Origin of the sequence: Sphingomonas sp. CFBP 13733, assembly GCF_014841795.1 — a bacterium.
Taxonomy (GTDB): domain Bacteria; phylum Pseudomonadota; class Alphaproteobacteria; order Sphingomonadales; family Sphingomonadaceae; genus Sphingomonas; species Sphingomonas aerolata.
This window is the reverse complement of the sequence record NZ_JACYUP010000003.1, coordinates 234080-245523: the sequence shown is the minus strand read 5'-3', so window position 1 is coordinate 245523 and position 11444 is coordinate 234080. Positions and strand designations below refer to the sequence as shown.

9 protein-coding genes are annotated in these 11444 nt (G+C 66.0%); 7 read left to right on the top strand and 2 right to left on the bottom strand.

What is annotated here, in order from left to right:
• Positions 1 to 155 precede the first annotated feature (155 nt).
• The gene (locus tag IFT71_RS09655; protein WP_192007968.1) at positions 156 to 3191 is read left to right on the top strand and encodes a TonB-dependent receptor domain-containing protein; all 3036 of its coding nucleotides are present in this window, start codon (positions 156 to 158) and stop codon (positions 3189 to 3191) included.
• 73 nt (positions 3192 to 3264) lie between these two features.
• On the opposite strand, the gene clpB is transcribed toward IFT71_RS09655, so the two are convergent.
• Positions 3265 to 5844: an ATP-dependent chaperone ClpB gene (gene clpB / locus IFT71_RS09650; RefSeq protein WP_192140552.1), complete on the bottom strand. Its 2580-nt coding sequence runs from the start codon at positions 5842 to 5844 to the stop codon at positions 3265 to 3267.
• Positions 5845 to 6014: 170 nt separating this feature from the next.
• Between clpB and IFT71_RS09645 the strand changes: the two genes are divergently transcribed.
• Positions 6015 to 6416 (top strand): acyl-CoA thioesterase, encoded by a 402-nt coding sequence (locus IFT71_RS09645; RefSeq protein WP_031441838.1) that lies wholly within the window; start codon positions 6015 to 6017, stop codon positions 6414 to 6416.
• Between the two features lie 418 nt (positions 6417 to 6834).
• Here IFT71_RS09645 and IFT71_RS09640 read toward each other — a convergent pair whose 3' ends face one another.
• Positions 6835 to 8229, bottom strand: a complete 1395-nt coding sequence (locus tag IFT71_RS09640; protein ID WP_192140550.1) for a helix-turn-helix domain-containing protein — start codon at positions 8227 to 8229, stop codon at positions 6835 to 6837.
• Positions 8230 to 8330: 101 nt separating this feature from the next.
• On the opposite strand from IFT71_RS09640, the gene IFT71_RS09635 reads away from it, so the two are divergent.
• From IFT71_RS09635 to mce, 5 genes are read left to right on the top strand one after another with little or no spacing between them, the layout of a single operon-like run.
• Complete coding sequence (locus IFT71_RS09635; protein ID WP_192098636.1) at positions 8331 to 9857, top strand: acyl-CoA carboxylase subunit beta; 1527 nt, start codon at positions 8331 to 8333, stop codon at positions 9855 to 9857.
• A gap of 59 nt (positions 9858 to 9916) precedes the next feature.
• Entirely contained in the window at positions 9917 to 10219 is a 303-nt protein-coding gene (locus IFT71_RS09630; protein ID WP_192140548.1) for a hypothetical protein, read from the top strand.
• Positions 10216 to 10428 carry a hypothetical protein gene (locus IFT71_RS09625; RefSeq protein WP_192140546.1) on the top strand — a complete coding sequence of 71 codons (213 nt, stop codon included), beginning with the start codon at positions 10216 to 10218 and terminating at the stop codon, positions 10426 to 10428. The genes IFT71_RS09630 and IFT71_RS09625 overlap by 4 nt, the downstream gene beginning before the upstream one ends.
• Complete coding sequence (locus IFT71_RS09620; protein ID WP_192140544.1) at positions 10425 to 10937, top strand: hypothetical protein; 513 nt, start codon at positions 10425 to 10427, stop codon at positions 10935 to 10937. Before IFT71_RS09625 ends, IFT71_RS09620 begins: the two co-directional genes overlap by 4 nt.
• A complete protein-coding gene (gene mce, locus IFT71_RS09615; RefSeq protein ID WP_192140542.1) occupies positions 10934 to 11353 on the top strand; it encodes a methylmalonyl-CoA epimerase in 420 nt (139 codons plus the stop codon). The genes IFT71_RS09620 and mce overlap by 4 nt, the downstream gene beginning before the upstream one ends.
• Positions 11354 to 11444: the final 91 nt, after the last annotated feature.

The window sequence follows — 11444 nt, the reverse complement described above, 5'->3', positions numbered from 1 at the left end:
CAAAGCATTCGGCCGCCCGGATGCATTCTTTACAGGATGCGACAGCACCTCCATCCCATCGCCATGTCCTTCGGGGTCGTGCTTCGGCGCGATGAAAGGGGCGGAAAATTGCCCGGCGTACCGCGATGCGGGCGACCGGGTTCAAGCGAGGGATCATGATGACCAGCATTTCGTTGACCAAGAAGGCGCTCCTGCTCGCGGCTGCGACGCCGTTCGCGTTCGCCATGGCGGCGCCGGCGTTCGCGCAGCAGGCGACGCCGCCCGAGCAGAACGGTGTCCCGTCGAGCGACGTCGCCGCGCAGAACCAGCCCGCCGCCGGCGACGAGATCGTCGTCACCGGATCGATCATCCGCGGTACCGATACCGGCATTTCGCCCGTCACCACGCTGACCACCGAAAATCTGGATTCGCGCGGCATCAACACGGTGCAGGCCGGCATCCAGGCGCTGTCGTCGAACAACGGCCCGGCGCTGACCAACTCGTTCACCGCCAACGGCGCATTCGCCGCGGGCGCGTCTTCGGTGTCGCTGCGTGGCCTGTCGACCAACTCGACGCTCGTGCTGTTCGACGGCCTGCGCGCCGCCTATTACCCGCTGTCGGATGACGGATCGCGCAACTTCGTCGATCTGAACACCATCCCCGACGACATCGTCGAGCGCATCGACGTGCTGCGCGACGGCGCATCGTCGAGCTACGGTGCCGATGCCATTGCAGGCGTGGTCAACGTGATCACCAAGCGCAAGTTCAACGGCATCAGCGGTCGCGCCGAGGCCGGCATCTCCGAGAACGGCAACAACGCCAACCAGCGGCTGACGCTGACCGCGGGTACCGGCGACCTCGACGAGAAGGGCTACAACGCCTATGTCAGCGGCTTCTATTTCCGCAACGAGGGCGTGTACCAGCGCGACCTGCCGGCGCCCTTCAATTCGGACAACCTGACCGGGATCTGTTCCAACCGCACCGGCACCACGCAGTGCGGCCCGAACAACACGGCGAACGGCCTTGACGCGAACGGCGCCCTCAACGGCTTCGCGATCGGTACGGGCAATTTCTACGTCCGTCCGGCCGACGCCGCGAACACGGTCGCATCGGGCCGGTACCAGCTGCTGAACCCGGCAGCGGGCTGCCTCAACGGCACCCCCTACAACCCGACCGCCGCGCAGCTCGCCACGCCGGCGAACGTGACGACGCCGACCACGGTCTGCCAGGTCGACAACACCAACAAGTACGACATGGTGACGCCGAACATCGAGCGTTTCGGCGGCTCGGCCCGTTTCAGCGCAAAGGTCGGTGCCGACTCCGAGGCATATCTGCTGGTCAATTTCGCCCAGTCGGCGAGCAACTATACCGGTCGTCCGTCGGTCATCCGCGGTAACGCACCGGCCGGCATCCTCTCGCCGCAGTTCTCGACCTCGCAGGCGCAGACTGCCGCGCTGGCCGCGGGCTCGGGCGTCCTGGCATTGCCGGTCTATGTCTGCGCCGCGCGCGTGAACTGCGGTCCGACGAACGGCACGCTGAACCCGAACAACCCGTTCGCGGCACAGGGCCAGGTCGCACGTCTCGTCGGCGCGCTGCCCGACACGGTCACGCAGAACGAGACCCGCAGCCGCGTGTACCGTGCCGCATTCGGCCTCAAGGGCACGGTCCTCAACGGCTTCGACTATGACTTCAACGCAACGGCGATGCACACCGACCTGCGGGTGAAGACCAACGGGTATGTCTATATCCAGAACCTGCTCAACGTCATTGCCGACGGCAGCTACAACTTCGTCAACCCGGGCCTCAACACCCAGGCGGTGCGCGATTATCTGACGCCTGAGAACATCACCGACACGACGTCGGATCTCTATCAGGCGCAGCTGACCGTCCAGAAGTCGCTTGCCACGCTGCCCGGCGGCGACCTGCGCGTCGCGGTCGGTGGCTCGATCTTCTACGAAGCGGTCGACGCGCCCAGCGCGAACGACGACTATAACGGCGCGACGCAGCGGTACTTCACGCTGAACGCCTTTGGTACCAAGGGTAACCGCACGGTGAGCTCGGCCTTCGCCGAAATCAACGCACCGGTGCTCGACGTGCTGACGCTCAACGGTTCGGGTCGCTACGATCACTATTCGACCGGGCAGAGCAACTTCTCGCCGAAGGTCGGCGCGATCTTCACGCCGCTCCAGCAGGTCACGGTGCGGGGTACCTATTCGCGCGGCTTCCGTATCCCGAGCTTCGGCGAGGCGAATGCACTGCCGACGACGGGCTATGTGACGCAGCAGATCTCGGCGATCCCCGATGCGTTCCTTTCCCAATATGGCGCAGGCTGTTCGCAGGCGAACCCGACGGCGTGCCCGGCCTATCTGACGTCCTACTCGATCGGACAGACGACGCTGGCATCGCCGGAGCTGAAGCCTGAAAAGTCGCGCAGCTTCACCGGCGGGCTCAAGTTCGACCCGATCCGCAGCGTGTCGCTGACCGTCGACTACTACAACATCAAGAAGACCGGTGCGATCACGACGCCGGACAATTCGGCCGCGATCGCAGCCTATTATGCCGGTGCCGCACCGGTTGCCGGGTTCGAGGTCATCGCCGACGCACCCGACGTCAACAACCCGAACGCGCGTCCGAAGATCGCCTTCGTCCGCTCGCAGCTGATCAATGCCGACACGATCAAGTCGTCGGGCATCGATTTCGGCATCAACGGCGCGTATGACTTCGGTCCGGTCAAGTGGACGTCGAACCTGAATGCGAGCTACATCATCGAGCTCAGCACGACGATCGACGGCGAGAAGCAGCGCTATGAGGGCACGCTCGGCAACTTCAACCTGACCGCAGGGTCGGGGACGTTCGAGTGGAAGGGCAACTGGCTCAACACGTTCGACTTCGGCGACTTCGCAGTCAGCACCACGGTCAACTACACGTCGGGCTATGACCTGTCGGCGACCGATCAGGGCGACGAATACAAGGATTGCGGCCAGGCTGCCGTGTACAATGACTGCCACGTGAAGAGCTACATCACGGTCGATGCGAACGTGAACTTCAAGGTCACCGACAAGTTCAGCTTCTACGTCAACGCGCTGAACCTCTTCGATCGCCTGCCGCCGGTCGATACCGTCACCTATGGCGCGTATCTGTACAATGCGATCCAGGGTGGCGACGGCATCTTCGGTCGTCAGTATCGTGCCGGCGCGAAGTTCAACTTCTAAGCCGATACCCACGCGACATATCGGGGCGGCTCCTTCGGGAGCCGCCCTTTTTTTGTGCCTGCCGTTCGGGGGCTCACCCGACCGCGAGCACCAGTTTCCCGTCGCCCTCGCCGATATGGACGGTGGCGCCGTCCTTGACCTCGCCGCGCAGGATCATGTCGGCGAGGGGGTCCTGGAGGTAGCGCTGGACCGCGCGTTTGAGGGGCCTTGCGCCGTAGACGGGGTCGTAGCCGACGCGGCCGAGCCAGGCGCGGGCGGCTTCGGTGAGGTCGAGCGTGATCTTGCGGTCGGCCAGCAGCTTGTCGACGCGCGATACCTGGATGTCGACGATTGGCGCCATGTGCGCCTGGCCCAGACGGTGGAACAGGATCACCTCGTCCAGGCGGTTGAGGAATTCCGGGCGGAAGTGCGACCGGACGATCTCCATCACCTGGGGTTCGACCGACGACACGTCGTCGCCCTCGGCCATGTTGGCGAGATACTGGCTGCCGAGGTTGCTCGTCAGGATGATCAGCGTGTTGCTGAAATCCACCGTGCGGCCCTGGCCGTCGGTCAGGCGGCCGTCATCGAGCACCTGGAGGAGCACGTTGAACACGTCGCCATGCGCCTTCTCGACCTCGTCGAACAGGATCACCTGATAGGGCCGCCGGCGGACCGCCTCGGTCAGCACGCCGCCCTCCTCATAGCCGACATAGCCGGGAGGCGCGCCGATCAGCCGCGCGACCGCGTGCTTTTCCATGAACTCGCTCATGTCGATGCGGACCATCGCCGAGGGATCGTCGAACAGGAATTCGGCGAGCGCCTTGGTCAGCTCGGTCTTGCCGACGCCCGTTGGCCCGAGGAACAGGAAGCTGCCGAGCGGCCGGTTGGGATCCTGAAGGCCCGCGCGTGCGCGGCGGACCGCGGTCGAGACGGCCTTGACCGCATGCGCCTGGCCGATGACGCGCTTGCCGATCGTCGCCTCCATCGCGAGCAATTTGTCGCGCTCGCCCTGGAGCATCCGCTCGACCGGGATGCCGGTCCAGCGGCTGACGACACCGGCGATGTCGTCGGCATTGACCTCCTCGCGCAGCATCGCGCCCTTGGTCGCGCCCGCCGCCTCGTCGAGCTGGCGTTGCAGGCCGGGGATCGTGCCGTAGGAGAGCTCGCCCGCGCGCGCGAGATCGCCCGAACGCTGTGCCTGGTCGAGTTCGAGGCGCGCGGCGTCGAGCTGTTCCTTCAGCCGCGCCTCGGCGTTGATCTTGTCCTTCTCGCCCTTCCAGCGCGTCGTCAGCTCGGCGGACTGTTCCTCGAGATTGACGAGGTCGCCCTCGAGCGTGTCGAGCCGGTCGATCGAGGCCTCGTCGGTCTCGCGCTTCAACGCCTCGCGCTCGATCTTGAGCTGGATGATGCGGCGGTCGAGATTTTCGATCTCCTCGGGCTTCGACTCGACCTCCATGCGGATCCGGCTCGCGGCCTCGTCCATCAGGTCGATTGCCTTGTCGGGGAGGAAGCGGTCGGTGATGTAGCGGTTCGACAGCGTCGAGGCTGCGACGATCGCGCCGTCGGTGATGCGGACGCCGTGGTGGAGCTCGTATTTCTCCTTGAGGCCGCGCAGGATCGAGATCGTGTCCTCGACGGTGGGTTCGCCGACCATGACGGGCTGGAACCGGCGCTGGAGCGCGGGGTCCTTCTCGACATATTTGCGATATTCGTCGAGCGTGGTTGCGCCGACGCAGTGGAGCTCGCCGCGGGCGAGGGCTGGCTTGAGCAGGTTGCCTGCGTCCATCGCGCCTTCGGATTTGCCCGCGCCGATCAGCTGGTGCATCTCGTCGATGAACAGGATGACGTCGCCCTCGGCGGCCTTCACCTCGTCGAGCACGCCCTTCAGCCGCTCTTCGAACTCGCCGCGATATTTTGCGCCGGCGATCAGTGAGCCCATGTCGAGCGACATCAGGCGGCGGTCCTTGAGCGTGTCGGGGACGTCGCCGTTGGCGATGCGAAGGGCAAGGCCTTCGGCGATCGCGGTCTTGCCGACGCCGGGTTCGCCGATCAGCGCGGGGTTGTTCTTGGTACGGCGCGCGAGGATCTGGATCGTGCGACGGATCTCCTCGTCGCGGCCGATGACGGGGTCGAGCTTGCCGTCCCGCGCCGCCTGCGTCAGGTCGCGCGCGAATTTCTTGAGCGCGTCATAGCGGTCCTCGGCGCCCGCGGTGTCCGCGGTGCGGCCCTGGCGGACGCTGTTGATCGCGGTGTTGAGCCCCTCGGGGGTGACGCCGCCGGTCTTGAGCGCCTTGCCCGCGGCGGTGTTGAGCGAGAGCGCGAGCGCGACGAGCAGGCGTTCGACGGTGACGAAGCTGTCGCCCGCCTTGGTCGCGATCTGTTCGGCCTGGTCAAGCACGCGGACTGCGTCATTGTCGATGCCCGGCGTGGTCTGCGCGCCCGAGCCCGACACGGCGGGGATCCTGGCGAGCGCGAGATCGGTCTCGGCGGTCGCGCGCTTGGCGTCGCCGCCCGCGGCCGCGATCAGCCCCGCGGCCATGCCCTGTTCGTCCTCGAGCAGCGCCTTCAGCAGATGCTCGGGCGCGATCCGCTGATGGTTCATGCGGATGGCGACGGTCTGCGCGGACTGGAGGAAGCCTTTCGCGCGGTCGGTGAATTTGTCGATGTTCATGGGCGTATCCCTGTGGTCTTTGGCCAGAGATGGTGTTGTATTTAGGCAACACAAGAGGGCGGCGTTGCATCATGCTAGGGACAAGCGCCGCGGGCCGGAATAGCGTTTATTGTCGGTGTCGAAGCAGCGTCGTCATCGCTATAAGCCCGCGCCCATGCTATATAGGTGGGGTGTCAACAGCCATTCCCCATATCTACGCCATCGGCATCGAGCCGGCCGACATCGACTTCATGGGTCACGTCAACAACGCGAACTATCTGAAGTGGGTACAGGCCGCGGTGATCGATCACTGGCAGCGGCTCGCCCCGGCCGAGGCGGTGGCGGGGCATTTGTGGGTCGCGCTGAAACACGAGATTACCTACCGCAAGCCGGCGTTTCTGGACGACGACGTGATCGCGACGGTGCTGCTCGAAAAGGTGCAGGGCGCGCGGGCGTTTTACGAGACGATCATCAAGCGCGGCGAGGATGTGCTGGCCGAGGTGAAGTCGAGCTGGTGTTGCCTGGATGCGGAGACGCTGCGGCCTTCGCGGTTGGCGAGTAATGTGGTGGAGCGGTTCTTTCCCAAGGATTGAGGGGCGTTTGCCTTGGCCGTTCTCCCGCGGAGGCGGGAGTCCAGGGTTATGAGGCGCTGCACTGCTTGAGCCTGGGCCCTCGCTTTCGCGGGCGAACGGGGTTTTTTTTGACCGGGACGTGCGACCCGTGCCGTCATTCTCGCGGAGGCGGGAAGCCGGAGCGGCTGGCTTTTGTGGGTATCGCCGTGGTTTGCCGGTCTGGATCCCCGCCTTCGCGGGGATGACGGGTTTTGGGGGGCGGGCTGGATGCGGCCGCCTGTCCTGGGTCGCCGGATTGGGGCGAGCGGTCAGCGACGTACACTACCTCCCCGGCGGAGGCCGGGGCCCAGGTGGGAAGGCCCTCGTGACTCCGCTTCGCCTCACGTTATTTCCGGCCCCCAACTGGGCCCCGGCCTTCGCCGGGGAGGTGGCCTAGTCGTCACACCACCTCATACGGGACCGCGCCGCGGCGGTTGGGGTCGACGCGGATTTCGCTGGCGGCCGGCGGAAACGCGCGCTGGTCGCAGTCGGGGCGCAGGCAGATGCGGCAGGATGCGCCGATCGGGGTGGCGATGCCGCCGGTGCCGAGCGCGTCGGCGTAGATGAATTCGGACGCGTTCGCCTCCTCGCAGCCCAGCGCCACCGCATAGCGGCGCGCGGGCCGGGTATAGGTTTCGGAGGGTTTCACCAGCCCCTTGGCCATCGAGACGTAGCGGATGCCGTCGCTGGTCTCGAGCAATTGCGTGAGGATGCGGTCGGGAATCGCGACCGCTTCGTGGACGATCCACAAGGGACAGGCACCGCCGAAGCGCGCGAACTGGAGGCGGGTGGCGGAGTGGCGCTTGGTGATGTTGCCCGCCATGTCGACGCGGCAGAAGAAGAACGGGATGCCAAGCGCGCCGGGGCGCTGGAGCGTCGAGAGCCGGTGGCAGGTCTGTTCGAAGCTGGTGCCGAAGATCCGCCGCAACCGGTCGATGTCGTGGCGGACGCTGCGCGCCTCTGCGCGGAAGCGGGTATAGGGCATGACGATCGCGCCCGCGGCGTAATTGGTGAGCCCCGCGGTCAGCAGCGCACGCGCGGTCTCCGACGCCATGTCGGAGGCGGCGACGATGTCGGCGATCAGGTCGGCGAACTCGCCGCGCGCGACCTGATGCGCGAGCGAGAAGAGCGTGGTCTCGCCGGGCTGCGACCCGTCGAGCCGCAAGGTCGCGCCGTCATAGTCGCGTAACGGTGCTGCCAGGGCGCCCGAGATCGTCACCGAGACGCCGCGCGCCGCGAGCCGCGCCTCGAGTGCTGCGATCCGGTCGCTGCCGAGCGTCTCGCCGATTTCCTCCGCGCGACGATCGAGCGTGTCGACATAATTGCCCGCGGCGTGAAACCAGTCGCGGACATCCTCCCAGGGGAGCAGCCCGGGCGCGCCTGACCCCGCCACCAGCCGGTCGTCGAGCGCGCGCAACTGCTCCTGCGCGCGGCGATAGGCGTCGTGCATCGCGACGAGGCGCTGGGCGAGCAAGGGCTGGTGCTTCACCGCGCGGCGGATCGCGCTTTCGTCCAGAGTCGGCGCCGCTACGCTGGTGTCGGTGACGGCCTCGAGTGTCGCGACGAGCAGCGCGGTGTCGTCGGCGGCGTCGATGCTGCCCCAGTCGGCGGGGAATTCGCGCGCCAATGTGACGAGCACGGCTTCGCTGACCGGGCGGTCGCCATTCTCGATCTGCGAGAGATAGCTGACCGAGATGCCGATCCGGACCGCCATCGCCGCCTGGCTGATCCCGAGCGTGCCGCGAAGGTCGCGCAGCCGGTGTCCGACGAAGAGGCGGCGGGGGGGATTGGTCATGCCGCGGGTGTAGTTTGCAAACATGGGTGGCACAAGTTTGCAACATTGCATTTGCGCAAAGGCTCACGCTCTGTGAAAGCCCCCAGCAGGACGGAGAGACGATGTCATCGACGATCGAAGAGCTTGAACGACGCCGCGAAGCCGCAAGAGTGGGCGGGGGTATCAAGCGGATCGGAGCGCAGCACGCCAAGGGAAAGCTCACCGCGAGGGAGCGCCTTGACGTGCTGCTGGACGAGGGATCGTTCGAGGAGCTCGACATGTATGTCGAGCATAACTGCGTCGATTTCGGCATGCAGGACCAGGTGATCCCCGGCGACGGCGTGGTCACCGGATCGGGCACGATCAACGGCCGCCTCGTCTTCGTCTTCAGCCAGGATTTCACGGTATTCGGCGGGTCGCTCAGCGAGCGCCACGCGCAGAAGATCTGCAAGGTGATGGACAGCGCGATGAAGGTCGGCGCGCCGATCATCGGGCTGAACGACAGCGGCGGCGCGCGCATCCAGGAGGGTGTCGCCAGCCTTGGCGGCTATGCCGAGGTGTTCCAGCGCAACGTGCTGGCAAGCGGCGTCGTGCCGCAGCTGTCGCTGATCATGGGGCCTTGCGCGGGCGGTGCGGTGTACAGCCCGGCGATGACCGACTTCATCTTCATGGTGAAGGATTCGAGCTACATGTTCGTGACCGGGCCCGACGTGGTCAAGACGGTGACGAACGAGGTGGTCACGCAGGAGGCGCTGGGCGGCGCGGTGACGCACACGACCAAGACGTCGGTCGCGGACAATGCGTTCGAGAACGACATCGAGGCACTGCTCGCGGCGCGCGACTTCTTCGACTTCCTGCCCGAATCGAACCGTGCGGGCGTGCCCGAGCGGCCGACCGCGGACGAGTGGGACCGGGTCGAGGAGAGCCTCGACACGCTGATCCCGGCGTCGGCAAACCAGCCCTATGACATGCATGAGCTGATCCGGAAGGTCGTCGACGAGGGCGATTTCTTCGAGACGCAGCCGGCGCATGCGGCCAACATCATCACCGGCTTCGGGCGGATCGAGGGGCGGACCGTCGGCTTCGTCGCGAACCAGCCGATGGTGCTCGCAGGCGTGCTCGACATCAACAGCTCGAAGAAGGCGGCGCGGTTCGTGCGCTTCTGCGACGCGTTCGAGATCCCGATCGTGACCTTCGTCGACGTCCCCGGCTTCCTGCCCGGCACCGCGCAGGAGCATAACGGGATCATCAAGCACGGCGCGAAACTGCTGTTCGCGTACGGCGAGGCGACCGTGCCGAAGATCACCGTGATCACGCGCAAGGCGTATGGCGGCGCGTATGACGTGATGGCGTCGAAGCATCTGCGCGGCGACCTCAACTATGCATGGCCGACCGCGGAGATCGCGGTGATGGGTGCGAAGGGCGCGGTCGAGATCATCTTTCGCGGCAAGACGCCCGAGGAGATCGCGGAGCGGACCGCGGAGTACGAGGCGCGCTTCGCGAACCCGTTCGTCGCGGCGAGCAAGGGCTTCATCGACGAGGTGATCCAGCCGCATTCGACACGGCGGCGGATCGCGCTGGGGCTGCGCAAGCTGCGTGGCAAGAGCATCGAGAATCCGTGGAAGAAGCATGACAACATCCCGCTCTGAGGGGGCGGCTTGTTGGGTCATGCCAAGCACATTATCATGTCATGCGAAGGAGTCGTGACATGCAGACCGAACGCGTGACGTTTCTGACCACCCCCGATCACAAGGCGGCGCTCGACGCGTTTGCGGCGAGCAACGGCATGTCCGTCGGTCATGTCGTTCGCGAGGCGACCTCGCGCTATGTCGTGGAGGGTGACATGACCGAGGACGACCGCTTCAAGCTGTTGATCCACGAACTCGACGAGGCGCTCCCGGCGATGCACGCCGCGCTCGATGCGGCGATCGAGGGGCAGCAGCGTCTGCGCGCCGATATCGACGACAGGCTGCGCGAGGCCGGCCTGCTCGACGCGGAGCGTGTCGCATGAGCATGATTGGCGACGCGATGCGCACGATCGAGTCCGTCATCCTGCTCCGCAGCAAGGTCGAGCGATTGAGCGAGGAACTTGCCGCGACCAACGGGCAGGTGCGACGTGTGGTCGACTCGGTCATCCAGATCAACGGACGCCTGATCCGCCTGGAAACGTTCGAGGAAATGCGGTCCGGGATACGGCCGACCCCGAGGATCGAGCAATGATCGCGCTTCTGCTTCTCCAAGCCGCGGCTGCGACAAGCACAGCAACGCCCGCGTGGAAGCTCGCCGACCGGACCAATGCGGCGGGGGTGCGGAGCATCTCTACCTCGGTCACGGGCAATGACGGGCTGTCGCGGTTCGTGGTGAAGTGCGACGTCGGCACCGAGTCGATCGTGTCGATCCAGTTCATCCAGCCGCAGTCGCTCGGGCAGGGCGCGGACAAGCCGGTCGCGGTGCGCTTCGATGGCGGGCCGGCCTTCATCTATAACTGGCAGTTTCCGGGGACGGGGACCTACATCACCGATCCCGTGGCGATCACGCGGCTGACGACGTTCCTGGTGAAATCGAAGACGCTGCGCGTCGAGGCGACCAACGGCGCAGGCTTTGCGGTGCAGGCCAATTTCGTCGCGCCGGCGAGCGATGCGATGGTGCGGCAGGTGCTGGGGGTGTGCGGCTACACGCTGGGCGTCGTGCCGCCGCCTGCGCCGCCTGCGGCGGAGGATGCGCAATGACTTTGGGCCGCCTCAACCATGTCGGGGTCGCGACGCCGTCGATCGCGAAGTCGGTCGAGACGTACCGGGTGCTGCTCGGCGCGACGGTGATCGGGGAGCCGTTCGATCTGCCTGCGCAGGGTGTGAAAGTGTGCTTCATCGATGCGCCCAATACGCAGATCGAGCTGATCGAGCCTTATGACGACAGCTCGCCGATCGCGGGGTTCCTGCGCAAGAATCCGGCGGGCGGGCAGCATCATGTGTGTTTCGAGGTACCCGATATCGCGGCCGCGGTCGCGGATCTGAAGGCCAAGGGCGCGACGGTGCTCGGCGAACCGCGGATCGGTGCGCATGGCACGCCGATCGTGTTCGTCCACCCGAAGGACTTTGGCGGCATGCTCGTCGAATTGATGGAGACGCCGGGGGAGGATCATTGACCCCGCATCCTTCGTCCGTTCGTGGTGGGCGTGGTCGGAGGGCGTGGGACTCAGGCCCTTCGACTTCGCTCAGGGCGAACGGCGGGGGTGG